Annotated in this window: 26 protein-coding genes; 10 read left to right on the top strand and 16 right to left on the bottom strand. The window is 68.4% G+C overall.

Annotation, left to right across the window (positions count from 1 at the left end; genetic code table 11):
* Positions 1-29: 29 nt before the first annotated feature.
* From metE to FHT32_RS22755, 4 genes are all read left to right on the top strand, one after another.
* Positions 30-2375, top strand: coding sequence for a 5-methyltetrahydropteroyltriglutamate--homocysteine S-methyltransferase (gene metE, locus FHT32_RS22770; protein ID WP_176666870.1), 2346 nt, complete (start codon positions 30-32; stop codon positions 2373-2375).
* A gap of 136 nt (positions 2376-2511) precedes the next feature.
* Entirely contained in the window at positions 2512-3297 is a 786-nt protein-coding gene (locus FHT32_RS22765) for a hypothetical protein (RefSeq protein ID WP_256099125.1), read from the top strand.
* Between the two features lie 103 nt (positions 3298-3400).
* Positions 3401-4369 carry a tripartite tricarboxylate transporter substrate binding protein gene (locus FHT32_RS22760; protein ID WP_176666868.1) on the top strand — a complete coding sequence of 323 codons (969 nt, stop codon included), beginning with the start codon at positions 3401-3403 and terminating at the stop codon, positions 4367-4369.
* A 291-nt stretch (positions 4370-4660) separates the two neighbouring features.
* Complete coding sequence (locus FHT32_RS22755; RefSeq protein ID WP_126182217.1) at positions 4661-5014, top strand: alpha/beta hydrolase; 354 nt, start codon at positions 4661-4663, stop codon at positions 5012-5014.
* A gap of 83 nt (positions 5015-5097) precedes the next feature.
* Here the strand turns inward: FHT32_RS22755 and FHT32_RS22750 are convergent, their stop codons facing one another.
* Entirely contained in the window at positions 5098-5682 is a 585-nt protein-coding gene (locus FHT32_RS22750; RefSeq protein WP_176666867.1) for a DNA-3-methyladenine glycosylase I, read from the bottom strand.
* A 64-nt stretch (positions 5683-5746) separates the two neighbouring features.
* Here FHT32_RS22750 and FHT32_RS22745 point away from each other — a divergent pair, with 64 nt between their 5' ends.
* Together FHT32_RS22745 and FHT32_RS22740 are read left to right on the top strand one after the other, a co-directional pair.
* The gene (locus FHT32_RS22745) at positions 5747-7486 is read left to right on the top strand and encodes a dipeptidase (RefSeq protein WP_256099124.1); all 1740 of its coding nucleotides are present in this window, start codon (positions 5747-5749) and stop codon (positions 7484-7486) included.
* 139 nt (positions 7487-7625) lie between these two features.
* Complete coding sequence (locus FHT32_RS22740) at positions 7626-9365, top strand: dipeptidase (protein ID WP_176666866.1); 1740 nt, start codon at positions 7626-7628, stop codon at positions 9363-9365.
* Here the strand turns inward: FHT32_RS22740 and FHT32_RS22735 are convergent.
* The 8 genes from FHT32_RS22735 to FHT32_RS22700 all read right to left on the bottom strand — a co-directional run bounded on the left by FHT32_RS22735 (position 9319) and on the right by FHT32_RS22700 (position 14396).
* Positions 9319-9858 carry a MerR family DNA-binding protein gene (locus FHT32_RS22735; RefSeq protein WP_176666865.1) on the bottom strand — a complete coding sequence of 180 codons (540 nt, stop codon included), beginning with the start codon at positions 9856-9858 and terminating at the stop codon, positions 9319-9321. The two genes, FHT32_RS22740 and FHT32_RS22735, sit on opposite strands and share 47 nt — an antisense overlap.
* 101 nt (positions 9859-9959) lie before the next feature.
* The gene (locus FHT32_RS22730) at positions 9960-10277 is read right to left on the bottom strand and encodes a chaperone modulator CbpM (protein WP_176666864.1); all 318 of its coding nucleotides are present in this window, start codon (positions 10275-10277) and stop codon (positions 9960-9962) included.
* A 2-nt stretch (positions 10278-10279) separates the two neighbouring features.
* Positions 10280-11242, bottom strand: a complete 963-nt coding sequence (locus tag FHT32_RS22725) for a DnaJ C-terminal domain-containing protein (protein WP_176666863.1) — start codon at positions 11240-11242, stop codon at positions 10280-10282.
* A gap of 55 nt (positions 11243-11297) precedes the next feature.
* Complete coding sequence (locus FHT32_RS22720) at positions 11298-11945, bottom strand: histidine phosphatase family protein (RefSeq protein ID WP_176666862.1); 648 nt, start codon at positions 11943-11945, stop codon at positions 11298-11300.
* 27 nt (positions 11946-11972) lie between these two features.
* Positions 11973-12155, bottom strand: coding sequence for a hypothetical protein (locus FHT32_RS22715; protein WP_176666861.1), 183 nt, complete (start codon positions 12153-12155; stop codon positions 11973-11975).
* A 94-nt stretch (positions 12156-12249) separates the two neighbouring features.
* The gene (locus FHT32_RS22710; protein WP_176666860.1) at positions 12250-12831 is read right to left on the bottom strand and encodes a glutathione S-transferase family protein; all 582 of its coding nucleotides are present in this window, start codon (positions 12829-12831) and stop codon (positions 12250-12252) included.
* 48 nt (positions 12832-12879) lie between these two features.
* Complete coding sequence (locus FHT32_RS22705) at positions 12880-13518, bottom strand: phosphatidylcholine/phosphatidylserine synthase (protein WP_176666859.1); 639 nt, start codon at positions 13516-13518, stop codon at positions 12880-12882.
* 134 nt (positions 13519-13652) lie between these two features.
* Positions 13653-14396, bottom strand: coding sequence for a glutamine amidotransferase (locus FHT32_RS22700; protein ID WP_176666858.1), 744 nt, complete (start codon positions 14394-14396; stop codon positions 13653-13655).
* A 107-nt stretch (positions 14397-14503) separates the two neighbouring features.
* On the opposite strand from FHT32_RS22700, the gene FHT32_RS22695 reads away from it, so the two are divergent.
* The 3 genes from FHT32_RS22695 to FHT32_RS22685 are packed head-to-tail and all read left to right on the top strand — an operon-like array spanning position 14504 to position 15749.
* The gene (locus tag FHT32_RS22695) at positions 14504-14971 is read left to right on the top strand and encodes a hypothetical protein (RefSeq protein WP_176666857.1); all 468 of its coding nucleotides are present in this window, start codon (positions 14504-14506) and stop codon (positions 14969-14971) included.
* Between the two features lie 7 nt (positions 14972-14978).
* Entirely contained in the window at positions 14979-15455 is a 477-nt protein-coding gene (locus tag FHT32_RS22690; protein ID WP_176666856.1) for a ribonuclease HI family protein, read from the top strand.
* A gap of 45 nt (positions 15456-15500) precedes the next feature.
* Positions 15501-15749, top strand: a complete 249-nt coding sequence (locus FHT32_RS22685; protein ID WP_126021985.1) for a DUF3297 family protein — start codon at positions 15501-15503, stop codon at positions 15747-15749.
* A 13-nt stretch (positions 15750-15762) separates the two neighbouring features.
* Here FHT32_RS22685 and FHT32_RS22680 read toward each other — a convergent pair whose 3' ends face one another.
* The 7 genes from FHT32_RS22680 to FHT32_RS22650 form a co-directional block, all read right to left on the bottom strand.
* Complete coding sequence (locus FHT32_RS22680) at positions 15763-16788, bottom strand: DUF2272 domain-containing protein (RefSeq protein WP_256099123.1); 1026 nt, start codon at positions 16786-16788, stop codon at positions 15763-15765.
* Between the two features lie 20 nt (positions 16789-16808).
* Positions 16809-17585, bottom strand: coding sequence for a DeoR/GlpR family DNA-binding transcription regulator (locus tag FHT32_RS22675; protein WP_176666855.1), 777 nt, complete (start codon positions 17583-17585; stop codon positions 16809-16811).
* A gap of 157 nt (positions 17586-17742) precedes the next feature.
* Positions 17743-19974: a phosphocholine-specific phospholipase C gene (locus tag FHT32_RS22670; protein WP_371132238.1), complete on the bottom strand. Its 2232-nt coding sequence runs from the start codon at positions 19972-19974 to the stop codon at positions 17743-17745.
* 15 nt (positions 19975-19989) lie between these two features.
* Entirely contained in the window at positions 19990-20181 is a 192-nt protein-coding gene (locus FHT32_RS22665) for a hypothetical protein (RefSeq protein ID WP_176666854.1), read from the bottom strand.
* Between the two features lie 73 nt (positions 20182-20254).
* Positions 20255-22345: a LamG domain-containing protein gene (locus tag FHT32_RS22660; RefSeq protein ID WP_256099122.1), complete on the bottom strand. Its 2091-nt coding sequence runs from the start codon at positions 22343-22345 to the stop codon at positions 20255-20257.
* Positions 22346-22598: 253 nt separating this feature from the next.
* Positions 22599-23135, bottom strand: a complete 537-nt coding sequence (locus tag FHT32_RS22655; RefSeq protein WP_176666853.1) for an SRPBCC family protein — start codon at positions 23133-23135, stop codon at positions 22599-22601.
* A gap of 37 nt (positions 23136-23172) precedes the next feature.
* A complete protein-coding gene (locus FHT32_RS22650) occupies positions 23173-23520 on the bottom strand; it encodes a helix-turn-helix transcriptional regulator (RefSeq protein ID WP_176666852.1) in 348 nt (115 codons plus the stop codon).
* Positions 23521-23694: 174 nt separating this feature from the next.
* On the opposite strand from FHT32_RS22650, the gene bla reads away from it, so the two are divergent.
* A complete protein-coding gene (gene bla, locus FHT32_RS22645) occupies positions 23695-24582 on the top strand; it encodes a class A beta-lactamase (protein ID WP_176666851.1) in 888 nt (295 codons plus the stop codon).
* Positions 24583-24595: the final 13 nt, after the last annotated feature.

Below are 24595 nucleotides of genomic sequence, written 5' to 3'. Positions count from 1 at the left end.
TCCAAGATCAGCGACCGGACTACCTGCAAATGACTACCCGTATTCACACCCTCGGCTTTCCGCGCATGGGCGCGCACCGGGAACTCAAGTTCGCCCTCGAGAAGCACTGGCGCGGCGAGATCGACCGGGCCGCGCTCGAAGCGGTCGGCGAGGAACTGCGCGCGCGCCAGTGGCAGGCCCAGCGCGATGCGGGGCTCGACTTCGTGACGGTGGGCGACTTCGCCTACTACGACCTTGTGGCCAACCACATCCAGCTGCTTGGCTGCGAGCCCGAGCGCTTCGGCTTCCATGGCGACGAGCCCGAGCTCTCGCGCTATTTCAAGATGGCGCGCGGCGTGGAGAGCGAAGCCGGCCACGTCCACGACGAGAGCTGCAACCACGGCACCGAAGGCACTTTCGCGCTGGAGATGACGAAGTGGTTCGACACCAACTACCACTACCTCGTGCCTGAGTTCAAGGCAGCCACGCAGTTCAGGCTCGGCTCGACGCGCCTCTTCGACGAAGTGGCGCAGGCGCAGCAGGCCGGCCATGCGGTCAAGGCCGTGCTGCTGGGGCCGCTGAGCTTCCTGTACCTGGGCAAGGAAAAGGAAGCCGGCTTCGACCGTTTCTCGCTGCTCGATTCGCTCCTGCCCGTGTACGAACAGGTGCTCACGCGGCTGAAGCAGCAGGGCGTGGAGTGGGTTCAGATCGACGAGCCCATCCTGGGCCTCGACCTGCCCGATGCATGGCGCAACGCCTTCGAGCGCGCCTACTGGCAGCTCGCCCGCAGCGCACCGAAGCTGCTGCTGGCCACGTATTTCTCGCCGCTGTCGGACAACCTGCGCCTGGCCTGCCAGCTGCCGGTGGCCGGCCTGCACGTCGACGCGGTGCGTTCGCCGCAGGAGCTCACCGGCGTGGCCGACTGGCTGCCGGCGCACAAGGTGCTGTCGGTCGGCGTGGTGGACGGGCGCAACATCTGGCGCACCGACGTCGATGCGGCGCTCGCCAAGCTCAGGCAGGTGGCCGGGAAGCACCAGGGGGAGCTGTGGATCGCGCCGTCGTGCTCGCTGCTGCATGTGCCTTTCAGCCTGGCGGCGGAGACGAAACTCGATGCAGAGCTGAAGTCCTGGCTCGCCTTCGCCGTGGAGAAGCTCGACGAGCTGCGCGTGCTGCGCGCGGCGCTCGATGGCGACGAAGCGTCCGTCGCGGCGGAGCTCGCCGCGGCCCGCGCAGCGGTGGAAACGCGCCGCAGCAGCCCGCGCGTGCACCGCGCCGACGTGGCCCTGCGCCTCGCGCGCAGCGTGGCCGGCGACGACAGCCGCGTCTCGTCCTTCGGCATGCGCCAGCTGGTGCAGCGCACGCGCTTCGCGCTGCCCGCGCTGCCGACCACCACCATCGGATCTTTCCCGCAGACTGGCGACATCCGCGCCGCACGCGCCGCCTTCAAGCGCGGCGAACTCGACGCGGCCGGCTACCGCGAGAAGATGCGTGTCGAGATCGCGCTCGCGGTGCGCAAGCAGGAAGAGCTTGGCATCGACGTGCTGGTGCATGGCGAGGCCGAGCGCAACGACATGGTCGAGTACTTCGGCGAGCAGCTCGACGGCTTCGCCTTCACCGCCAACGGCTGGGTGCAGTCGTACGGCTCGCGCTGCGTGAAGCCGCCGGTGATCTTCGGCGACGTGGCACGCCCCGCGCCGATGACGGTCGAATGGACCGCCTACGCGCAAAGCCTCACCAAGCTGCCGATGAAGGGCATGCTGACCGGCCCCGTCACCATCCTGCAGTGGTCCTTCGTGCGCGACGACCAGCCACGTGCCACCACCTGCGAGCAGATCGCATGGGCCATCCGCGACGAGGTGGTCGATCTGGAGAGCGCGAGCATCGGCATCATCCAGATCGACGAGCCGGCCATCCGCGAAGGCTTGCCGCTGCGCCGTGCCGGATGGCCCGCGTACCTGAAATCGGCCACGCGCGCCTTCCGCATCAGCGCCTCGGGCGTGCGCGACGAGACGCAGATCCACACGCACATGTGCTATTCCGAGTTCAACGACATCCTGCCGGAGATCGCGGCGATGGACGCCGACGTGATCACCATCGAGACCAGCCGCTCCGACATGGAACTGCTGCGCGGCTTCGGCGGCGATAGCAACGTTGGCGGCTTCCGCTACCCGAACGAGATCGGCCCGGGCGTGTACGACATCCATTCGCCACGCGTGCCTTCGGTCGAGGAGATCGTGCGCCTCATGCGCAAGGCCGCCGACGTGGTGCCGCCCGCCAACCTGTGGATCAACCCCGATTGCGGCCTCAAGACCCGCGGCTGGCCCGAGACCGAGGCGGCGCTGTCGAACATGGTGGCGGCGGCGAAACTGCTGCGCGAGGAACTGGCGCAGGCCTGACGCACGCAAGAGACCGGGGCGGACGGGGGCAGCGGGAGCGAAGGGCCGGCGTGCCAATAATGGCGCCATGCTTTCCCTGAACCGTTTCCTTCTCTTCCGTTTCTCCCTGTTGCTTCTCTTGCTCCCGGCCCCCTTGATGGTCTGGGCGCAAAGCCGTGCGGAGGCGCTGCTGCAGTTCGAAGGCGTGCAGCAGCGCTACCAGGCTTCCTACGGGCCCGGTGCCGTCTCGCGAGGCGCCAGGGAACTGCTCGACCCCGACGACCAGGCCATCGCCGACAAGGCGCTCAAGGCCCTGGACACGGCAGCGGCCCGCGCCTTCAACACCAACGCGTCGGTGGCGGCCATCCAGCAGGAAGTTGCATCGGCTGGTAACGGCGGCGCGGCACCCAGCCCGCAGCTGCTCGCAGCCGTGGCGCGCTTCGCGAAGCTGCGTACCGACTACGCAGCGATGAGCGATGCCGGCAAGGCCGAGTTCTTCAACCGCGAGCGCGCCAAGCCCGTCGACCCTGCACGTGCCGAACTGCTGGAGCGCATGGCCGTGGCCGACGTGCGCGAGATCGATTTCTCCAGCCAGTTGCTGATGAGCGCGGTCGTCAAGCAGCTGGCGCGCGGCAACGGCGGCCAGTTCAGCTCGCTGCCCGACCGCACGCTCGACATGGCCCTCGACACGCTCTGGTCGCGCGGCGTGACTTCGACCCGCCCGCGCAACCTGATGCTCGTGGCGCGCGAATTCGAGAGGCAGGTGACGCAGGCGCAGCTCGCCGCGCTGCCCGATGCCGACGTTGCTGTTTTGCTGGCATGGCGCAACGATCCGCAGGCGGCGGCCGAGCGCGAGGCGCTGGTGGGCACCTACCGCGCCGAGGTCAAGGGCAGCGGCGGCGTCGCGCTGCGCACGCTGATACGTGCCTGGCCGCGTTCCTGATCCCGAGGCTGCTGCTGGGGCAAATCCCGAGGCCAAAGCCTCCCCAGGAGCGTGCAATGGGCGCTGTACCTGACAACGACTCACAACACGCAGGAGACTTCCCATGCTTTCCAACCGCATCGCATCGCTCGCCGTCGGGCTGGCCGTGTCCGTCCTCGCCCAGGGTGCCGCCGCGCAGGCCTGGCCCACCAAGCCGATCAGGCTGGTCGTTCCCTTTTCCGCAGGCGGCGCCAACGACCTGATGGCGCGCGCGGCGGCAGAAGGCGCATCGAAGCAGCTGGGGCAGCCGGTGATCGTAGACAACAAGCCGGGCGCGGGCGCGGTCCTCGGTGCCGACGTGGTCGCCAAGAGCGCGCCCGACGGCTACACCTTCCTGGTGAGCGCGGCCGGCGTGGTGTCGAACAGCATGATCAAGAAGAGCATGCCGTACAAGGACGAGGCGCTCGTGCCGGTGGCCATGATCGGTCTGGCGCCCTCGGTGATCGTGGTGCCGGCCAATGCGCCCTACAAGGACCTGAAGGAGTTCGTCGCCGCCTCGAAGAAGTCGGCCAACGGCTTCCACTGGGCCACCGCCGGCACCGGCAGCACGCCGCACTTCGTCGAGGGCATCCTGCAGACGAAGTACGGCAGCAAGCTCGACGTGGTGCCCTACAAGAGCGGCTCGGAGTCGATCACCGCGGTGCTCGGCAACCAGGTCGAGGCCACCTCCGAGGCCAGCATCGTGGTGCTGCCCTACGCGAAGAGCGGCAAGCTCAAGGCGCTGGCGGGCACGTGGACGCAGCGCATCTCGGCCTACCCCGAGCTGCCGACGGCAGCGGAGGAGGGCTTCCCCGAAATCCGCATCGCCCACTGGGCCGGCGTGCACGCGCCGCGCGGCACGCCCGACGCGATCATGGACAAGATGGCCGCGGCCGTCGACGCCGCGATGAAGTCGCCCGAGACCGCGAAGCGCCTGAAGGACATGGGCATCGAGCCCGTCGGCGGCACGCGCGCGAGCTTTGCCAAGTTCGTCGACGAGGAGCGCGCGCGGCTCGGCAGCGTGGTCAAGGCCACGGGCATGAAGGAAGACTGAGCCGATGCCCCGGAATCGGGTGCGTCGGCTGGCACGCAACGTGCATTGCACTTAACACCTTTTGCCGAAGTGCAAGGGCTGGCCGGCAAGTTCCGCTTGACGGTCTAGAGGAAAAGTATGCAAACTGCGCGCGTTTTCGACGACTGAAAGGGCACTTGGATTAGCGTTGTCTAAAAGTTCCCGGTCATTGTTTCAATTTCGTGAACACTGCGATTCATTCTCCATAGGGTTTGCCCTAGGTTTCGTGGTGCACACTTGCGGCACCAAAAGCCCAATGAAGAAGGAATTGAAATGAAGACCTCGAACATCCTCGCCGCCGCCGCTCTGTCCCTGCTCGCCGCTGCTGGCGCTCACGCAGAAACCTACGAAGGCGTTCAGCCCCTGACTTCCGGCTACAGCCGCGCCGACGTGGCGCCCCAGGCCGCCGCAGCCGCCCGTGCCGGCAACGCCTACGGCGACAACGAAGGCGCCGCTTCGACCGCCACCCCCGCTCTGGCCGCATCGGTCGACCGCGCCACCGTCCGCAGCCAGGCCGTCGCCGCTGCACACGCTCCGGGCCAGAACCTGCGTCCCGAAACCTTCGCCGGCAGCGTGATCCCCGCGCAAGCCAAGGGCCTGACCTTCACGCGTCAAGCCGGCCTGTAATTCGATGCGGCGCAAGCCGCTTCATCGAATCACAAGTCACACATCGGGAAAGACCGGACCTGCGAAAGCAGCGTCCGGTTTTTTCATTGGGGCTTCGGTTTGCGTTTCACCCCGTGCCGGTGGCAATCGTGCGCGTGGTCGTCCACGATGCCGGTGGCCTGCATCCAGGCGTAGACGATCACCGGCCCCACGAACTTGAAGCCGCGCTTCTTCAGTGCCGCCGAGATGTCTTCCGACAGCGGCGTCTTCACCGGCACGCTTCCGGTGCGGTTCACGATGGGCTTGCCGCCAGCCATGCCCCAGATGAACTCGGAGAAGTCCTCGCCCTTGGCCTGCATCTCAAGGTAGGCGCGGGCGTTGCCGATGGTGGCCTCGATCTTCGAGCGCGAGCGCACGATGCCCGCGTCCTGCATCAGCCGCTCGATGTCGGCCTCGGTGAACCTGGCGATCTTCTCGGGCACGAAGCCCTTGAAGGCCTTGCGGAAGGCATCGCGCTTGCGCAGGATGGTGAGCCACGAGAGCCCAGCCTGGAATCCGTCGAGCATGAGCTTTTCCCACAGCGCGCGGCTGTCGCGCTCGGGCACGCCCCATTCGGCGTCGTGATAGGCCATCAGCAGCGGGTCGGTCTGGGCCCAGGCGCAGCGGATCTTGTCGGTGCTGTTGCTCATTGTTCTTTCGATTCTTCGCTCGGCTATCGTCGCGGGATGTTTTCAGAATGAGGGGGAGACCCTGATGCAGCAATCTCGATTTTCATTGTCGGCGCTTTCGCTGGGCCTTGCGCTGGCGCTCGGCTCGCTGGCGCATGCGGAAACGATCAGGAAGCCCCAGCTCGATCAACTCGCCGCCGCATGGCAGGCCGGCAAGCCGCCCGCCGACTTCGATGCCTTCCTTGCCCAGGCGGCGAAGAGCCAGCCCGCGTTGCAGGGCAGCGTGGATGCCTACCGCGGCGGCAGGGCATCGCTGGCGGGCGACGATCTCGTCAACGTCGCGCGCCTGCTCGGTCTCTACAACAGGCTGAAGAACCAGCAAGCCGTGATCGCGAGCATCGGCACCATGGTGGCGATCCCCACGGTGCGCAACGTGCAGGTGCCGCCCCACGAAAGTGCGCCGATCATCGAGTTCGGCCAGCTGGTCGAGAAGATGGCGCGCGACTTCGGGCTCGCTTACCGCAACGTCGACAACCGCATCTTCGAAGTCAGCCTGAAGGGCAGGGGCGCGGAGGAGTTCGGCATCCTCACCCATGCCGACGTGGTGCCGGCCGTGCTGTCCGAATGGGTGCTCGACGACGGCACGCGGCTCGACCCGTTCTGGATGACGCGCGTGGGCGACTTCCTCTACGGCCGCGGCACCATCGACGACAAGGGCTCCATCGCGGCGGTGCTCTACGCGATGAAGGCCGTGAAGGAAAGCGGCCTGCCCATCGACCGCAGCATCCGCCTGATGATCGAGACCACCGAGGAGACCGGCGGCGACGCGATGCAGTACTACCGCACGAAGACGCAGCTGCCGGCCTACAACATCGTGCTCGACAGCAAGTACCCGGCGGTGGTGGCCGAGAAGGGCTCGGGCGCGCTGAAGGTGCTGTTCCCCGCTGAAGCGGCCGACGCGGCATCGACAGCGATCACGGCAATGACGGGCGCCGCATCGGCCAATGCGATCTCTCAGACGGCCACCGCCACTCTCAGGGGCGGCGACCTTGGAGCCGCGCTCGCGAAGCTCGAAGCCGCGAAGCCGGCCTTCCTGCAGAAGTACGAAGGGCAGGGCGGCAAGTTCGCCATCGACATTGCACGCGGCGCCGACAGCATCGAACTGAAGGTGACGGGCGTCTCCGCCCACGGCTCGCGGCCCGAGGAGGGCGTGAACCCGCTGCCGCGCCTCGCGCTGTTCCTGCTGGAGTCGGGCGTGCCGCTTGCCTCCAATCACTACCTGAAGGCCGCGAGGTACATCGACGCGCTCTACGGCACGGGCTATCTCGGCGAGAAGATGGGCCTGGGCTATGCCGACGACTTCATGGGCCCGCTGACCTTCTCGCCCAACCTCGTGCGCATGGGAAACGACGGCAGGCTCGAAGTCACGGTCAACGCGCGCATGCCTCGCGGTCGCACGCCCGAAGAACTCAAGGCGCAGGTCACGGAGAAGATCAATGCGTGGGCCAACGCGAACAGCGTGAAGCTCGAAGTCGCCTACGAGCAAGGCAACTGGATGGCGCGCGACCCGAAGGGCGCATGGCTGTCCACGCTGTTGAACATCTTCGGCGACACCACCGGCCTCGAGGCCAGGCCCGTGCCCACCGCCGGCAGCACCACCGCGAAGCTGATGCCCAACGCCATCAATTTCGGCCCCGCGATGCCGGGCAAGAAGTACACCGCGCACAACGCCAAGGAGTACAAGGAAGTGCCCGACCTCGATGCCGACATGCAGATGTTCACCGAGATGCTGGTGCGCATCGGCAACCTGAAGCAGATGCAGTAGCGAATGCGGCGTTCGCGAACTTAAAGCCGCGCTTTTCGCCTCGTGCGCAACGTTTCTTCGTAGTGCGCGAGGGCCTGTAGCGAAGCGTGGCTCGGGTATCTTTGAAGGCTTCCATTTTTGTGAACAGGGAGTCGCTTTCATGCCCCAATTTCGCTTCTCGTTGCCAGCCCTCACCATGGGCCTGATGGCAGTTGGCCTCACCGCACCGGCCTTCGCAGAGACGATAAGGAAACCCGAGCTCGACCGGCTGGCCGCAAGCTGGCAAAGCGGCAAGCCGCCATCGAGCTTCAATGCATTTCTGGCGCAAGCCGAGAAAGCCAACCCCGCGCTGAAGCCTGCCGTGGCGGCCTATCGCAAGAAGGCGCCGCTGGCGGGCGACGACCTCACCAACATCGCGCGCCTGCTCGGCCTGTACAACCGCCTGCACAACCAGAAGGCCGTGATCGCGAGCCTGGGCGCGATGGTGGCGATCCCGACGGCGCGCAACGTGCAGATCCCTCCGCACGAGAACCCGACGATCATCGAGTTCGGCAAGCTGGTCGAGAAGACCGCGCGCAGCTTCGGGCTGGAGTACCGCAACGTCGACAACCGCATCTTCGAGGTGAGCCTGAAGGGCAAGGGCAGCGAGGAGTTCGGCATCCTCACGCATTCCGACGTGGTGCCCGCGGTGCTTTCCGAATGGGTGCTCGACGACGGCACCCGGCTCGACCCGTTCACCATGGTTCGCATTGGCGACCGGCTTTACGGCCGCGGCACCATCGACGACAAGGGCTCCATCGCGGCAGTGCTCTATGCGATGAAGACGGTCAAGGAAAGCGGCCTGCCCATCGAGCGCACCATGCGCCTGATGATCGAGACCACCGAGGAAACCGGCGGCGACGCCATGGAGTACTACCGCAACAAGGTGACGCTGCCGGCCTACAACATCGTGCTCGACAGCGGCTATCCGGCGGTCGTGGCCGAGAAGGGCGCTGGCTCGCTGAGCGTGTTCTTCCCTGCGGAGAAGACCGATGGCGGCGTTACCGCGATCACCGACATGGGCGCCGCCGCGGCGGTCAACGCGATCTCGCAGACCGCGACCGCCACGCTCAAGGGTGGCGACCTCGCGGCCGCGCTCGCGAAGCTCGAGGCCGCGAAGCCGGGCTTCCTGCAGAAGTACGAACCGCAGGGCGGCAAGTTCGCGATCGCCGTCACGCGCGGGGCGGACAGCATCGACATCAAGGTCACCGGCACCTCGGCCCATGGCTCGGAGCCGCAGAACGGCGTGAACCCGCTGCCGCGGCTGGGCCTCTTCCTGCTGGAGTCCGGCCTGACGCTGGCCGACAACCAGTTCCTCAAGGCGGTGAAGTACGTCGACGCGCTCTACGGCACGGGCTATCTCGGCGAGAAGATCGGCCTGGGCTACAGCGACGACTTCATGGGACCGCTGACCTTCTCTCCCAACCTGATCCGCACCGGCGCCGACGGCCGGCTGGTGGTGGCGGTGAACACGCGCATGCCGCGCGGCCGCACGCCCGAAGAACTGAAGGCGCAGGTCACCGCGAAGATCAACGAGTGGGCTGCCGCGAACAAGGCCGCGGTCGAGATCAAGTACGACCAGGGCAACTGGATGGCGCGCGACCCCTCCGGGCAGTGGCTGACGACGCTGCTCAACATCTACGGAGACACCACCGGCCTTGAGGCCAAGCCGGTGTCGGCGGCCGGCGCCACCACTGCCAAGCAGATGCCCAACGCGATCAGCTTCGGCCCGGGCATGCCCGGCAAGAAGTACACGGGGCACAACGCCAAGGAATACAAGGAAGTGCCGGACCTCGACGCCGACCTGCAGATGTTCACCGAGATGCTGGTGCGCATCGGCAATCTGAAGCAGATGCAGTAGCCGCAATAGCCGGCAGGGAAGCGAAGCCCCTGAGCTCCAGCAGTTCGTCGAGGATGGGGCAGGCGGGCTGGTGATCGCCCAGGCACAGCCCGGCGAGGCGCTCCAGCACGCGCTTCGTCGCCTGCAGTTCCTCGATGCGCGCTTCGAGCTCCTCGGTCCGGTTCAGGGCGATGTGTTTCACTTCGGCGCTGCTGCGATGTTCGTCGTGCCGCAGCGCGAGCAGCCTGGCGATGTCGTTCATGCCGAAGCCCATCGCGTAGGCCCTGCGGACGAAGCGCAGCACGCCGACGTGCTCGTGCGTGTACCGGTGCCCGTAGCCGCCTTGCAGCAGGCCGCGGGCTTCGCACTGGCGCAGCAGTCTTTCAGAAACGCCTGCACGGGCGATGACCTCTTCGATGCCCAGCCGCCGGCCGGCCTCGGGGGCGCAGTTCCTGGTCGTTGCTGCCTGGGGCGTGACTGCGCGGCCGTGCGCCGCGTTGGTGCGAGGGTTCATGCGAGCTCCTGTTGAAGAGGCTCGCAGTCTTCGGCTTCGCACGGTGTCAAGGTCAAGCGGGCGATCCGCTGTCCCCTGGGGCCGAAGGGGAAAGCCGCGTATCAGCCCAGCCCGCGCGCGTGCAGCGCCGCCTTCAGCCGCCGCACCTCGTGCTGCAGGTCGAGGATCAGCGCGGCGGCGTCGAGGTTCACGCCGAAGTCGCGCTCCAGCCTGCGCGCCTCGAGCGCGCATTGGAGGTCTGTGCTCGAGAACTGCCAGCGCTCGGGCGGCGCCTCCGTGGTTTCGATGCGCAGGATGCCGACTTCGACCAGCTGCACGACCCATGCGGTGTCGGCGCCGACGGCATGCGCCAGTTCGCTCGCCGCGAGCGGCTGCGACGCGCTGATGGCGGTGGTGCTCGTGAGAGTGAAATTCACCATGCTCAGACTCCCAGATGCTGGCGTGGATTGAAGGATGCGGTGGCTTGCGCCAGCTGCTCGTAGGCCTTGCGAGCGCCGTCGCTGTCGGCGGGTGGCACAGCGACGTCGAGCAGCAGGTACAGGTCGCCCGGTGTCTTGCCGGGGAACCCGCGGCCCTTCAGGCGCAGCTTCAGGCCGCTGCGCGCGTTGCGCGGCACGGTCACCTCGACCACGCCGCCGGTCGGCGTCGGCACCTGAACCTGCGCGCCCAGCGCGGCCTCGGTGGGCGTGACGGGCAGCGTCATGTACAGGTCGCGCTCTTCCACGCGATAGAGCTTGTGCGGGGCGATGCGCACTTCGAGGTACAGGTCGCCCGGCGGCTCGCCGCCGTGGCCCGGCATGCCCTGGCCTGCAAGGCGGATGAACTGCCCCGGATGCACGCCCGGCGGGATCTTCACGCTCAACGTGCGGTTGTTCCACTGCGGGTGGCCCTGCGCGTCGATGGTCTGCGCGCGCAGCGTGATCTCGCGCTCGGCGCCGTTGAGGGCGTCTTCCAGCGTGATCTCGATGGCCGCATGGTGGTCTTCGCCGCGCGCGCGGAAGTTCTGCCGCGCGGCGCCGCGGCGCTCGGCCTCGCCGAAGAGCGACGAGAAGAAGTCGCTGAAGTCGGCATGGTCGGCCGGACCCTGGCGCGGGCCGCGGTGGAACTCGAAGCCCTCGTCCCAGCCCGGCGGAGGCTGGAAGTCGCCCTCGGGGCTGCCGCCGCGCGCGACGCGGTCGGCCAGCGCGTCATAGGCGGCGCGCTTTTCCTTGTCGCCCAGCACGTCCTTGGCCTCGTTGATGTCGCGCATGCGCTGTTCGGCATCGGCCTCGGTGCTGACGTCGGGGTGGTACTTGCGGGCGAGCTTGCGGTAGGCCTTGCGAACCTCGTCGTCGGACGCGGTGCGGTCGATGCCCAGTGCGCTGTAGTAGTCCTTGAATTCCATGGTGCGTGGTGCTTCGTTGGGTGGACGGCATCGAGGTGGGGGAGGTCCCTGGCAGCTAGGCCAGGGCCGCGTCGCCGTCGGCGTGCCGCAGCAGCGGCGTCACGGCCCATGTGGGGCCGCGGCGCTCGAAACGCAAGGGCTGGGCGTTGCCGAGCAGGCCGAGGTCGACGGGCACGCCCAGCAGGGCGGCCAGTGCGTAGAGCGTGCCGCCATGCGCCACCACCAGCACCGGGGCCGGCAGCCGCAGGGCGGTGTCGATGGCTTCGCGCGTGCGCGCGATGAACTGCGAGAGCGTCTCGCCGCCTTCGGGCTCGCAGGCCCAGTCGATGTTGGCGGACGAAGTGCCGATGAGCGCGCCGAAGTTGCGCTCGCGCAGTGTGGCCTGCGCGGCCGGCACCAGCTTGAGCGCGGTGGCCACCGCATAGGCGGTGTCGTTCGCGCGTCGCGCGTCGCTGCACACCACGGTGCGGATCGGCTCGCCCGCCAGCAGCGTGGCGGCGCGCGCGGCCTGCTGCAGGCCGAGTTCGCTCAGCGGCTCGTCCACCGCCTGGAAGATGCGCAGCGCATTGCGGCCGGTCTGGCCGTGGCGCAGGAAGTAGAAGTGGTCGCAGTCGGGCGAGAGCGGCTGGTCCGCGGCAATGCGGATCAGCTGGTCGAGCCCGCCGGGTCTGGTGTGGGCGGTGGTAGCGGTGTGTGTCGACATGAATGGAAGGCGGTATCGATCGATCAATCAGTACGCGAGCTGCAGCGGCGCACCCACGCGCTGCGCCTGCACGTCGGCGCGGTGGTAGGGCAGCGGATGCCACTGTTTGGCAGCGAAGAGCGGCAGCTGGTCGTAGGCGCTGCCGTAGGCCAGGCCCAGCGAAAGGTCCGTAAGCGGAAACCGGGAGGGCGTGGCGTCTTTCGATGTCATGCGGGCGTCTCTCTTCTTGGGTGGGAACAAGCAAGCCGATTAAAGAGCGTGCCTCCGCCGCGCGTTGTCACCAGCGCGGCACGCCGCGCCGCGTTCAGCCGAACTTCATGCCCTTGGGGCGGGCCTGCAGGCGGTGGATGTAGGCATCGATCTTCGGCCGGTTCGAGCGGCCGCCGAATGCGCGGTGCCAGATGAACATGGAGCCGATCATCACGTCGGCCGCCGTGAACTGCGCCCCGAAGAGGTAGGGGCCGTCGCCAAGCTCGCGCTCGACCGCGTCCTTGGCCGCCTCGAAATTCGTCCAGCCGCGCGCGCTGTTGTTGCTGCGGATCTTCAGCAGGCTGTCGCCCATCGCGGGCTCCAGCTGCGAGGTCGAATAGACCATCAGCGACAGGTAGCGGCCCCGCTCGGGCGAACCCACGGGCGGCGCCAGCCGCTTGCCGGGAAACTTCTCCGCCACGTACATGCAGATGGCCGCGTTCTCGAAGATGCGCGTTCGGCCGTCGACCAGCGCCGGCAGCTTGCCGGCCGGGTTGATCTTCAGGAACTCGGGCGTCTTGTGCGCCTTTTCCCTGATGAGGGTGGGCACGATCTCGTAGTCGACGCCGGCTTCGTCGAGCATCCATTTCGCGACCTGTGAACGGCTGTGCGGGTCGAAATACAGCTTCATGGTCATGGGAGTGTCTCCTGCGGCCTCGATGGGCCTCAATGGGCGATCTGTCGGTCAGAACTTGGGAATGCGCAGCGTCTTGCTGATCATGAGCGTGCCCGAGAGCGCGAACAGCAGCGCCAGCGGGTGCAGCTGCCACGGCCCGACGACCCATGCGCCGCCCCACAGGCCGTCGCCGATGCGGCCCTGCCACGCGGCATACGCCAGCACGCCCACCAGCACCACGCTGGTCGGGATGGGCGTTCCCTCGAAATACTTCACCTTGTCGGAACCGGCCGAAAGCGTTTCGGCCGTCACGTTGAAGCGCGCCAGCCGGCTCACGCCGCAGCAGACGAAATAGACCAGGATCGCGCAGTCCCAGCCGCCGTTGAGCCCCGCCGCGAAGCCGAGCGCGGCGGGCGCCACGCCGAAGGAGATCACGTCGGCCAGCGAGTCGAGCTCGCGCCCGAGGGCGGATTGCGTCTGGCGCCAGCGCGCGATGCGGCCGTCGAGCACGTCGAAGACGAAGGCCGTGGGCGCGAGCGCGGCGGCCCACAGGAACTGCGCGAGCGAATGGCTCGCCATGAATGCCATTGCCAGGAACACCCCGCCCACGCCGCAAGCCGCGTTGCCGAGCGTGAACGCGTCGGCAAGATGGAACTCCCGGATCATCGAGAAATGCTTGCGGGCCGGCACGGGGGAAGGGGTGGTCATGAAAGGAAGGAAAAAGAGGAGCTGGGGAAGCTGGTGGACGGCCAATGGACCGCACCATAACCGAAGCAGCGAGCGTAGCCTGTAGTCGCGGTCCGACGTGCGGGCGCCGCCTGTCGGACAGATTTCAGGGGTGGTCAGGCCACGCCCTGGCGGGTCTCCACGATCCGCGCGAAACGCCCGAGCAGGCTGGACGCGGCGTCGGTATCGACCACGCGCTCGCGCAGCGCTGCCGGGTCGGCGCCCTGGGAGGCCAGTTCGCCGGCCAGCATCTCGATGTAGCCGCGCATGGCGTCGGCATCGAACTCCGGGTGGAACTGCACGCCCCATGCGTGCCCGCCGACCCGGAAGGCATGTATGGGCTCGTGCTCGCTGCCGGCCAGCCGCACGGCGCCTTCGGGCAGTCGCAGCGCGCTCTGCCAGTGCACCGCATGGGCCGGGAATCGGGCGGGCAGGCCGTTCAGCAGCGGATCGGCAGCGGCTGCCTCGTCGAGGGCGACGGTGACGGTGCCGACCTCCGCACCCAGCGGGTGGTCGCCGGCCTCGCCGCCGAGCGCGTGCGCGAGCAGCTGGTGGCCGTAGCAGATGCCCAGCACCGGCGTGTCGAGCGCCACGGCCTGCGCGAGCCAGGCGGCGGTGGCCTCGCTCCAGGGCTCGCGGTGCGACACCATCGCGTGCGAGCCGGTGACGACCACCCCCGACACCAGTGCCGGATCGGGCAGGGCGTCGCCGCGGCGCGGATCGACCACCAGCAGGGGCAGCGCCTGCATCCCGAGCCCGTCGGCGATCCAGTGCTCGAAGTCGCCTTGCCGCGCGCGCAGCGCGTCGAAGGTGCTTCCGAGCTTGACGATGACGAGGGGATGCGGTCGTTGAGTGTCCATGCCGCGATCATGCCGCAGGTGCGCAACGGGCCCGCAACGGCTAAAGTGGGCGACCCGGGGCTGTTCCCGGGCGTCCGACCCGACCGAAACTCTCACAGAGACATCCGATGCGCACACTGACGGCTTCCCTCGCGATCTTCGCCGCGGCGCTCGGCGCGCAGGCCGCCGAGGTGGTGCGCTGCACGGATGCCAGCGGGGCCATTTCGTACACCAACGTTGCCTGCCCGCCGGGCAGCAAGCAGTCGCGGCAGGTGCCGATCCTCGAATCGCCCCCGTCCGACCCCGCGCGCCGAGATTCCACGCCGCCGCAGGCCTCCACGCCGCCGCCTCCTCCGCCCAGCCAGGTGGCGAGCAACCCGCCCTCGGGCCCGGCCATCATTCCGCGCTATCCGGCCGAGGCCCAGCCGCAGGCCGCGGCCGAGCCTCCGGGCGTCGTCATCCTGAGCCCCGACCCGTACTACGACGGCGTGCGGCCTATCCACAGGCCGCGGCCGCCGCACGCGCACGACCCGGGCCCGCCGCCTGGGCAGCGCCCCTGCCAGAACCTCGCGGGCATCAAGCGCAACAACTGCTGAAGCCTGGATGAGCGTGGGAGAAAAACAGGGCCCCGGCAGCCTGCCGTGGACCGTCTACTGCGACGGCAGCGCCATGCCCAATCCGGGCCGCATGGGCATCGGCGCGGTCATCACCGCGCCCGACGGCAGCCGTCACACGCTGTCGCAGGCCACGCACACCACCGGCTGCAACAACGAAGCCGAACTGCTGGCGCTGACGCTCGCGCTGCAGGATCTGCGCGAACGCGGCGCGACGGCGGTGCGGGCCTACAGCGACAACAGCATCCTGGTCGAACAGCTCGGTCCGCCCGGACCCGAACCGGTCGCGCCGATCGTCCGGCTGGCGGGCCTGTTCGACGAAGCCCGCGCCCTGCTCGGCAGCTTCGACGACGCGCGCGTGAACTGGATTCCACGCCATCGCAACGGCGAAGCCGACGCGCTGGCACGTGCCGCGCTGGGGTTTGGCCCCAAGCCGCCGGCCCGCCGGCACCGCAAGCGCCGGTAGGCGCCCAAAAGGGGCTCGATGCGGGAGCCCCTATCATCACGCGCCATGACAGAAGCCACTTCCCGCCCACCTCTTCCCGACCATCTCTCCATCGACCCGCGCAGCCCGCACCACGTGGCCGCCGCTTTCGAGCACGACATCGGCATCCGCTTCAACGGCAAGGACCGCCTCGACGTCGAGGAATACTGCATCAGCGAAGGCTGGATCAAGGTGCCCGCCGGCAAGACGCTCGACCGCAAGGGCAAGCCGCTGCTGATCAAGCTCAAGGGCACCGTCGAGGCGTACTACAAATAAATAGAGAGAGCGTTCATCGCCACTGGAGCAGCAGCGACCACGGCTGTCGGCTCATGTGGCGATCGATGCAGCCTGGAGTGCCTGGCGTGCATCCCTCGGGCAGGTAGCTCGGGTCCAGCCGGTGCGTGCCTGGCGCGAAATCGAGCCGGCGCCGCGTGACCGACTGCAGCACGTTGCCGCCCACGGCGTCGAATCCCGTGGCATCCACCGCCACCACCACGTCGCAATGCATGGGCAACGGCTCGCCGCCGGTGTCGCGCGCGGCCAGCACCTCGCCGATCTTGTCGAAGGTGTCGAGCTCGGCGCCGGTGCCGCGCGCCTGGCAGACCAGGTCGCCGACGCGCGGCGGCGTGCGCGTGAGGTCGCAGGCCCGCATCGCATAGTGCGTGCCGCGGCCGGCCGATTCGTCGAGGCCCGCCTGCCACGCGGCTCCCGCGTAGTCGGCATGCGCTTCGGAGAACACGAATTCCTCTTCCGTCAGCCCGGCCTGCCGTGCCAGCCAGCTGACGAAGGCTGCAGACCATGGCGTGTCGATCACCGCCACCCGCGCCAATGCCGCCTGCACGGCGCGCAGCTCCGCCGAATCCAGTCCCTCGTCGGGGCCCACGCCCATGCCTTGCAGCCGCCCGGCCGTCGCCTCGTTCAGCGCCTGCATCAGCAGATGGCGGTCGGCCGGGCGCAATGCGCCGAATCGCACCTGCGAGGGCAGCCGCGGATCGACCGCCTTCCAGTAGCCCAGCACCCGCTGCCAGGGCGCGAGGCCGGGCACGGTGCGGCGCGTGTCCTCGGCTTCGGAGTCGCCCGCCTCGGTCATGCGGCCTTCGGCATCCATCGCCTGGCCGCCGAAGGCTTCGTGCTCCTGCATGGCGAAGGTGGCCATGGCGAGGGCGCGCGCGGGCGGCGGAACCTGCGTGGCGGTGTCGAGGCAGGCCGGCGCGGCCGATGCCGGGCCAGAGGTGGTCGCCAGACACAAGGCGCAGGCGAACGCCCCCGCCCATTGCCGCGGAGAACCTGGATGCTTGTCGCTGGGCAATGGCATGAGGCTCCGGGGCGGGTGCATCAGGCCAGGATCACTCGTTCGCAGGCCTTGCGCAGACCCGAAAGGCCGGGCAGTTCGCGCGCCTTGGCGTCGGTGACGACCACGTCGACGTCCGCCGTGCGCGCGTAGGTCACGCGGCTGGCCTGGCCGATCTTCGCGTGGTCGGCCAGCAGCACCAGCTGCTGCGCCTGCTCGGCCATGGCGCGTGCGACGGTGGCCTCGTGGTGCTCGAAGCTCATGGCGCCGTGCTTCGCGTGCAGCCCTACCGGGGACAGCAGGGCGATGTCGGCGCGGTAGCGGCGGATGGCCTCGACCGTCGTGTCGCCGAAGGTGGCCTGGGTCTTCACGTCGATCTGGCCGCCCAGCAGGATGGTCTGGTTGCCCGTGAGCCGGCCTTCGCCCGCGCCCGCGAGCTTGAGCGCGATGCTCACCGAATTGGTGATGACGGTCATGCCGCTCAGCGTGGCGAGTTCCTCCGCGCAGATCGACATGGTGCTGCCCGCGTCCATGAAGATGGTCTGCCCCGGCTGGAGCAGGGCGACGGCGGCCTTGGCGATGGCGCGCTTCTCGCGTTGCCGCGCCACCAGCCGCACCGCGAGCGGCGGCTCGGGCTCCGCCCGGATCGAGATGGCGCCGCCGTGCACGCGGCGCAGCTCGCCCAGTCCCTCGAGTTCGAGCAGGTCGCGGCGCACCGTTTCGCGCGACACCGCGAGGTCCTGCACGATGCGCTCCACGCTCAGCCGGGAGAAGGTGGCCAGCAGGCTGCGGATGCGCAGGAATCGTTCTTCTTGGAGCATGGAAATGCGGCTTGAGGGAAGAAGTGAAAAAGGCGGCGTCGCGAGACGGCCGCCCTGGACAGGCGCGAAAGCCGCGCCATTGTGCCTATGTGTGCCCGTGCGTACCTCGTGCGGATGCGCGATCGACTGACCGCGCGACCGCACATCGATGCCGCCCTCAGAGGTCGGCCAGGCCCATCGCCGGATCGCTCACCGAGTGCCTGCCGGTCTCGACGCGGCCGGCGAAGCGGCGGTAGAAGGCCGGGTCGGCGTCGCAGGTGACCGCGAAGTCGTACCACTGGCCGCTGCTCGCCAGCACCCATGCCTGCTCGGCCTTGGCGCCGCCGGCCACGTTGGCGGTCCACGGGCCGTCGTCGCGATAGGCCTTGGCACGCACGGTAAACCTGCAGTTGCCGCCACCGCCGTTGAGCATTTCCACCGAGACGTTGCCGTTGGTCACGTCGTAGCACACGCGCACCTCGGGATTCGGCACGCCGCCGGCGCGAAGCCTGTTGAGGTCGCCCTTGAAGTGGCGGTGGAAGCCGTTGGGGCCGAGCACCCACAGGTCGTAGAAGCCGGCGTTGTCGGCAGCGGGGTTCCAGGTGTCGTCGAGCTGCTTGCCGGGCTCGACCATGTAGCGGCGCGGCAGGCGGTCGAGGTTGAGCTTGTCGTAGACGTGGAACACGGCGGCGGCCTTGCCGCTGTTCTTGAAGATCAGCCGCATCTGGCCGGTGGTGGCGTCGGCGCGTCCGCTCACGTGCAGTTCGTAGGGCAGGGCGCGCGAGGGGCGCGAGCCGGTGGCCTGGCGGGGCAGTTGCGGGTCGAGCGGCAGCGCCACCTGTGCGAGCGCCTGCTGGTCTGCGCGCAGCTTGTCGGCGTCGGTCCTGGTGGTACGGCCGGCCAGCGTGGGCAGCGCCTCGTTGTTGGGCGTGGCGAAGTTGAACGCGCTCGTGAGGTCGCCGCACACCGCGCGGCGGAACGGCGAGATGTTCGTCTCCTTCACGCCGAAGCGGGCCTCGATGAAGCGCAGCACCGAGGTGTGGTCGAAAGCCTGCGAGTTGACCCAGCCGCCGCGGCTCCAGGGCGAGATGACGTACATCGGCACGCGCACGCCGGGGCCGTACACGCGGCCGTCCGGTGCCGGCTGGCTGGTGGTGCCCGGCGGATTCGGGTGCGTGAAGCGCTCCACGGCGAGGTCGGCCTCGGGCAGCGTGGTCTTGCCGGCCATCGTGCCGTCGGGGTTGAGCGAGGGCGCGGCCGGCGAGGGATAGTGGTCGAAGTAGCCGTCGTTCTCGTCGAAGTTGATGAGCAGCGCGGTCTTGCTCCACACGTCCGGCACGGCGGTGAGGGCGTCCAGCACTTCCTGGATGTACCAGCCGCCCTGCACCGGGCTCGACGGTCCGGGGTGCTCCGAGTAGGTGGCCGGCGCGATGATCCACGACACCTGCGGCAGCTTGCCGTTCTTGATGTCCTGGCGGAACTGTTCGAGGAAGCCGCCGTCGGGCATGGTGTTGGCGATGCCCTTGTACAGCGGGTTGCCCGCATCGTCGCTGGCCGGATCGTAGGCGGGCGACGCGGTGTCGTTGCTCACGGGCTTGCCCGAGGCCTCGTTGGCCTTGCGGTACTGCTTGAAGCCGGCCAGCGGGTTGTCGGTGAAGTTGTCGGGCATGTTCTGGTAGATGAACCAGCTGACCTTGGCTTCCTGCAGCCGCTCGGGATAGGTCTTCCACTCGTAGCCGCTGGTCGAGGGGCCGATGTCGTCCCACTCGTTGACGACAGAGGCCACGCCCGCGACGCCGGTGCCGATCTGGCCCGAGGGGCCGTTGGTGCCGGTCCAGTGGAACATGCGATTCGAGTTGGTGCCCGTGTGCATGCTGCAGTGGTAGCCGTCGCACAGCGTGAAGGCGTTGGCCAGCGCGAACTGGAAGGTGACCTCGGCTTCCTTGAAGTAGCCCATCGACGCGTTGTTCTTGTAGCGCGGCCACTGGTAGGCGCGTCCGCCGTCCCAGGCGTTCTGGCCGTCGTTCCAGGAGTGCGGCGTGCCGCTCACGCGCTGCGCGTTGCCTTTGCGGCTGTCGAGGTGGTAGGGGAGGATGACCTTGCCGTTGGCATCGCTTTGCTGCCAAACGTTCAGGCCCTTGGGCAGCGGAATGGTGAAGCGGTCGCCGAAGCCGCGCGCGCCCATCAGCGTGCCGAAGTACTGGTCGAACGAACGGTTCTCCTGCATCAGGATGACGATGTGCTCGACGTCCTTGATGGTGCCGGTGGCGTTGTTGGCCGGAATGGCCAGCGCGCGGCGGATGCTGGGCGGAAACGCGCTGAGGGCGAGGGCTGCGGCGCCGGTTGTGGCCGTGCCGGTGAGGAATTTGCGACGGGAGTTGGTCATGGGCTTGTCGTTCTGGCTGGACATGGCGTGCGGCTCGGCTCAGGGGGCGCAGCTTTTCACGGGGGCGGCGCCGGTATCTGGCTGCGTCGGCGTCGTGGGCGTGGTCGGGGTCGTCGGCGTGCCGCCGAAGAAGCCACCGCCGCCGCCACCGCCTCCGCCGCAGGCGGAAAGGGCGCAGGCCAGGATGAGCGCGGGCGCGAGGCGCGCGCTGGAGAGAGCTTGGATTTGCATGAAGGGGTCCTCTTGATTCGTGGTGGCCTCGAGGGCTGTTGGGCTTGGGGGATCGGGGGTGGTGATCGGGCAGTTACGGCAGCGTCGACAGCGGCTGGCCCGACTTGAAGATGCTGTTGAGCTCGTCGCTCGTGAGCGCGCGATTCCAGATCGCGAAGTCGTTGAAGTCCATGGCGCCGCGAGGCGAGGAGGCTTCGCGCTGGTAGTAGGCGCCGGTGCCGTCCTCGTTGAGGCCAAGGCCGTTGCCCAGGCCACCGAGCTTGTCGACCAGCGCGGAGGTGATGACGGTGCTGTTCGTCTGCGTGCCCCTGACGGGGTCCATCACGTAGCCGCGCATCGTGAGCGCTGCCTTGTCGATGATCACCGCCACGTAGGCCCATTGGCCCGCGCTGAGGCTGTAGCCGTTGCTGTCGGCGCGTGCGCTGCCCGTGCCCACGTTGAAGCGGATCTCGCAGCTGCCAAAGAGGCCGATGGCCAGGCCCGCGTTGCCGCCGGTGGTGTAGTTCTTGTTGCCGATCACCGTGCCGCCGTTGCTCACCCCCTGGCTGCAGCTGTTGTCGGTGCGCATCCAGAAGCCGATGGTGAAGGCGGTGACGGCCGGGTTGGTGGTGACGTCGTTGTTCTGCACCAGGCGATAGCCGGCCGTGCCGCTTGCGTTCTTCACGGTGCTGTCCACGCGCAGCGCCTTGGCCTTGTTGGGTGCCACGAAGCCGTCGTCGACCAGCGAGCCGCCGTTGGCGTCGGCTGCCCAGGGGCCGAGGATGGATGCGTTCTTCGCGTCCACGGGCGGCAGTGCGTCGAGCGGGTAGTAGTCGACGAGCCCGTTCGCCAGTGTTGGCGCGAGCGTCACGGGCGCCTCGGGCTTGATGTAGGCGATCTGCGCATACAGCGCCACGCTGGCTTCGCCGCTGGCGAGCGTGTACTGGTAGCCGTAGACCCCGTCGCTGTCGGCCGCGATGGGATCGGTGTAGGTGGTGGTGCCGGCCGGCAGCGTGGTCACCAGCTTGCCGTCGCGCAGCACCTGCACCGGCGCGGTGGTGGTGCCGGCAAGCGTCCACGACAGCACGATGCTGCGCTTGTCCGCTCCCGTCTTCGCCGAGAGTCCGCGCAGCCAGGTGGACGCTTGCAGCGCCTGGCCGTTGAAGCGGTAGTCCGCAGCCGCGGGCAGCGCGCCGAGATGACGCAGCACGGTCGGCGCGATGTCGGTGGCCGCGGCGAGCGAGAGCAGGGAGGTGTCTGCGGGAGCGGCAGCGCCGACGCCGGGTTGTGCCGCAAGCGTCTTGTTGCTCGCGATGAAGATGGTCTTGCCGTCGTTGTCCTGCAGGCCAGAGGCGCTGCCGAAGGCGTCGAGGCCGTGGCCGGTGGTGAGGATCACCAGCCAGTCTTCATTCGGATCGTTGGCGGTGCGCCGCGCGACGCGCGCGAGCAGCTGCCCCAGGCCGGCGGAGGTGTCGGCGATCGCCCGCTGGTAGGCGGCGCTCTTGAGCCCGTTGCTCGCCGCCGCGGCCGGTGCGCCGTACTGCGCCACCAGCAGGTCGTAGCCCGAGTCGATGAGTTGCGCCGTGCGGTCGGTGACGCAGGCATCGGCACCCGCGCAGTCGACGGCGCTGTCGACTGCGCCGGCTTCGTTCGCGAGCAGCAGCGGGTAGAGCGCGCCCGAGGTGACGGATGCCGTCTTGTAGCCGGCCGCCTTGTTGTTCTGCCTGGCCAGCGCGAAGACCGAGGGCGCGAGCTTGACGTCGACGCGCTGGTCGGCGGTGTCCCAGCGAACGCCATGGCGCTGCGCCCATGTGCCGGTCAGCAGCGTGGCCCAGCCCGGGCCGTCGGTGGTGCGTTGCTCGCTGGGCGTGCCGTTGGCGCCGCCGGTCCAGGCCGGCGAGAGGTGCAGCGACTGCAGGGCCGGCACCTTGTTCTGCGCCATCGCATCGCGAAGCGCCGCGTGCGTGAGGCCGTCGATCTCGACCACCAGGGCCTTGGGCCCGCTCTTGCCTTGATTGATGCTCGGTGCCGGGCCGTTGCCTCCGCCGCCGGGCGACGATGTACCCATGGGCGCAAAGCCGATGCCGCCACCACCGCTACCGCCACCGCCGCAGGCGGCTAGAAGCAGCAGCGCGCAGATGTTTCCCGCCGCCCACACGCCGCGCGTGTTGTTTCCTCTGATCATGTTTCCCTCGAAGTCTCGAGATGCATGCCCCTCGGCCATGCGAGGGACCGCGGGCATTCACCCGCGTTCTGGTGAACCGGTGCATTTGCAACAAAACGCACAAATGCTCTGAATGCCTCAGATGTTGAGCTTCGCGGGTGACAACGGTTTGACAGGACCGTGAAGGTTGACGGCCAAGAAAAACGGGACCCGAAGGCCCCGTGGAGAGAGATGCAAGAGAGGTGAGTGGGTGAAAGAGCGAGAACGCGCAGCCTCAGCCGATGTGCGCCTCGTATTCCTGCCCGAGCGCGACGAGGTTCGTCCAGAAGCCCTGCGGCTTGCCGCCCGCCAGGGTTTCGATGAGCACGTCGACATGCGCGTGCCAGCCGCTCGCCACGCTGAGCATGCCCTTGCGATTGGGCAGGCGGCTGTGCGTGAGCACGAGCCGCGTGGCGTCGCCCTGCGGCGTGAGTTCGAAGGTAACTTCCGACGGCGTCGCACCTCCTTCGTTCCAGCTGATCGCCAGCAGCCTGGGCGGCTCCATGCGCAGGAGCCGCGACTTCTGCAGGATCGGCTCGCGGCACTCGGCAAAGCGATCGGGCGCCACTTCACCGGTGAGGCTGGTGTGGTCGAAGCGCAGTTCGAAGAGTTCGCCCTGCGCCCGCGGCAGCGCTCCGCCGGCCAGCCAGGTGGCGCGCTTGCCGGGGTCGGCGAGGTAGGCCCATACGCGCTCGATGGGCGCGGGGAGGATGCGCTCCATGCGCAGGGTGGTGGCGTCGACCTGGGTGCCCAGGCTGTGCTTGGTCGTCATTTGCTGATGCTCCTTGGGTTGGATGGGGGAGAAACGCTCACTTGCGGGTCTGCGAATCGCGCTGCAACTCCTGCTCCAGCGCATCGAGGCGATTGCTCCAGAAGCCTTCGTAGTAGCGCAGCCATGCATCCGCCATGGCCAGCGCCGAGGGCTCGAGCCGGCAGACGTGCGCACGGCCTTGCACGGTGCGCGACACCAGGCCCGCGCGCTCCAGCGTCTTCACGTGCTTGGACGCCCCGGCGAAGGACATGCGGAAAGGCGCACCCAGTTCGCCCACGCTGCATTCGCCGTGCGACAGCAGCTGCAGCATCGTGCGGCGCGTGCTGTCGGCGAGAGCGTGGAAGACGGCGTCGAGCCGATCGTCTGCGAGTTCTAGTTCAACCATGAGGTTGAATATAGATGCGATCCCATAAATGCTCAACTGTTTGGTTGAATAACCATGTGCGTTACACCCGATACACCCGGGACGGGAAACGCGGGCATCCGACTGGATCGGGGCACGAGGCGCTCCTAGGATTCGTTCCGTTCCATCCACTCGCAGAAAGAAAGAGAAAACGAAATGACATCTCCCGTCCAGCGCCGCACCCTGTTGCTCGCCGCCTCCGTACTGCCGCTCGCCGGCGCCTGCACGGCGTGGTCGGGCACGGGCTCCCGGTCTTCCGCCGAAGCGCAGCTTGCCGAGCTGGAGCGCACGTCGGGCGGGCGCCTGGGCGTGGTCGGCTTCAACACGGGCAGCGGCGCGCGCCTGCAGCACAGGGCGCACGAGCGCTTTCCGCTGTGCAGCACCTTCAAGCTGATGCTGGCCGCTGCGGTGCTCGAGCGCAGCGCCAGGGACGGCAGCCTGCTGTCGCGCAACCTGAGCTACGGCAGGAGCGACCTGATCGACCATTCGCCGATCACCGAGAAGCACGTCGCCACCGGCATGACGGTGGCTGCCATGTGCGCCGCCACCATCCAGTACAGCGACAACGCCGCGGCCAACCTGCTGCTGAAGGAACTCGGCGGCCCGGCCGCGGTCACTGCCTTCGCGCGCGGCATCGGCGACCAGACCTTCAGGCTCGACCGCGCCGAGCCCGAGCTCAACACCAGCATCCCCGGCGATCCGCGCGACACCACCACGCCGGCCGCGATGTCCGACAGCATCCAGCGCCTCGTGCTGGGCGACGCACTGGGCGCAGCGCAGCGCGATCAGCTCAAGACCTGGCTGCTGGGCAACACCACCAACACCGAGCGTTTCCTGGCGGGCGTGCCGGCGGGTTGGAAGGTGGGCGACAAGACCGGCGCGGGCTCGTACGGCACCACCAACGACGTCGGCGTGCTGTGGCCGCCGGTCGGCGCGCCGATCGTGCTGTCGGTGTACCTGACCTTTCCGCGGAAGGACGCGAAGGGGCGCAACGACGTCGTTGCATCGGCGACGCGGATCGCAACTGCCGCGCTGGCCGCCTGATATCGACGAGCGC

Origin of the sequence: Variovorax sp. SG517, assembly GCF_013376045.1 — a bacterium.
GTDB lineage: Bacteria > Pseudomonadota > Gammaproteobacteria > Burkholderiales > Burkholderiaceae_C > Variovorax.
The sequence above is the reverse complement of the archived record's forward strand: the minus strand, read 5'-3'. Positions and strand labels throughout refer to the sequence as shown.

Bases quoted from the DNA above. Each gene is read 5' to 3' on its own strand.
- metE (WP_176666870.1), top strand. From the start codon at position 30: ATGACTACCCGTATTCACACCCTCGGCTTTCCGCGCATGGGCGCGCAC.
- FHT32_RS22765 (WP_256099125.1), top strand. From the start codon at position 2,512: ATGGTCTGGGCGCAAAGCCGTGCGGAGGCGCTGCTGCAGTTCGAAGGC.
- FHT32_RS22760 (WP_176666868.1), top strand. From the start codon at position 3,401: ATGCTTTCCAACCGCATCGCATCGCTCGCCGTCGGGCTGGCCGTGTCC.
- FHT32_RS22755 (WP_126182217.1), top strand. From the start codon at position 4,661: ATGAAGACCTCGAACATCCTCGCCGCCGCCGCTCTGTCCCTGCTCGCC.
- FHT32_RS22750 (WP_176666867.1), bottom strand. From the start codon at position 5,682: ATGAGCAACAGCACCGACAAGATCCGCTGCGCCTGGGCCCAGACCGAC.
- FHT32_RS22745 (WP_256099124.1), top strand. From the start codon at position 5,747: ATGCAGCAATCTCGATTTTCATTGTCGGCGCTTTCGCTGGGCCTTGCG.
- FHT32_RS22740 (WP_176666866.1), top strand. From the start codon at position 7,626: ATGCCCCAATTTCGCTTCTCGTTGCCAGCCCTCACCATGGGCCTGATG.
- FHT32_RS22735 (WP_176666865.1), bottom strand. From the start codon at position 9,858: ATGAACCCTCGCACCAACGCGGCGCACGGCCGCGCAGTCACGCCCCAG.
- FHT32_RS22730 (WP_176666864.1), bottom strand. From the start codon at position 10,277: ATGGTGAATTTCACTCTCACGAGCACCACCGCCATCAGCGCGTCGCAG.
- FHT32_RS22725 (WP_176666863.1), bottom strand. From the start codon at position 11,242: ATGGAATTCAAGGACTACTACAGCGCACTGGGCATCGACCGCACCGCG.
- FHT32_RS22720 (WP_176666862.1), bottom strand. From the start codon at position 11,945: ATGTCGACACACACCGCTACCACCGCCCACACCAGACCCGGCGGGCTC.
- FHT32_RS22715 (WP_176666861.1), bottom strand. From the start codon at position 12,155: ATGACATCGAAAGACGCCACGCCCTCCCGGTTTCCGCTTACGGACCTT.
- FHT32_RS22710 (WP_176666860.1), bottom strand. From the start codon at position 12,831: ATGACCATGAAGCTGTATTTCGACCCGCACAGCCGTTCACAGGTCGCG.
- FHT32_RS22705 (WP_176666859.1), bottom strand. From the start codon at position 13,518: ATGACCACCCCTTCCCCCGTGCCGGCCCGCAAGCATTTCTCGATGATC.
- FHT32_RS22700 (WP_176666858.1), bottom strand. From the start codon at position 14,396: ATGGACACTCAACGACCGCATCCCCTCGTCATCGTCAAGCTCGGAAGC.
- FHT32_RS22695 (WP_176666857.1), top strand. From the start codon at position 14,504: ATGCGCACACTGACGGCTTCCCTCGCGATCTTCGCCGCGGCGCTCGGC.
- FHT32_RS22690 (WP_176666856.1), top strand. From the start codon at position 14,979: ATGAGCGTGGGAGAAAAACAGGGCCCCGGCAGCCTGCCGTGGACCGTC.
- FHT32_RS22685 (WP_126021985.1), top strand. From the start codon at position 15,501: ATGACAGAAGCCACTTCCCGCCCACCTCTTCCCGACCATCTCTCCATC.
- FHT32_RS22680 (WP_256099123.1), bottom strand. From the start codon at position 16,788: ATGCCATTGCCCAGCGACAAGCATCCAGGTTCTCCGCGGCAATGGGCG.
- FHT32_RS22675 (WP_176666855.1), bottom strand. From the start codon at position 17,585: ATGCTCCAAGAAGAACGATTCCTGCGCATCCGCAGCCTGCTGGCCACC.
- FHT32_RS22670 (WP_371132238.1), bottom strand. From the start codon at position 19,974: ATGTCCAGCCAGAACGACAAGCCCATGACCAACTCCCGTCGCAAATTC.
- FHT32_RS22665 (WP_176666854.1), bottom strand. From the start codon at position 20,181: ATGCAAATCCAAGCTCTCTCCAGCGCGCGCCTCGCGCCCGCGCTCATC.
- FHT32_RS22660 (WP_256099122.1), bottom strand. From the start codon at position 22,345: ATGATCAGAGGAAACAACACGCGCGGCGTGTGGGCGGCGGGAAACATC.
- FHT32_RS22655 (WP_176666853.1), bottom strand. From the start codon at position 23,135: ATGACGACCAAGCACAGCCTGGGCACCCAGGTCGACGCCACCACCCTG.
- FHT32_RS22650 (WP_176666852.1), bottom strand. From the start codon at position 23,520: ATGGTTGAACTAGAACTCGCAGACGATCGGCTCGACGCCGTCTTCCAC.
- bla (WP_176666851.1), top strand. From the start codon at position 23,695: ATGACATCTCCCGTCCAGCGCCGCACCCTGTTGCTCGCCGCCTCCGTA.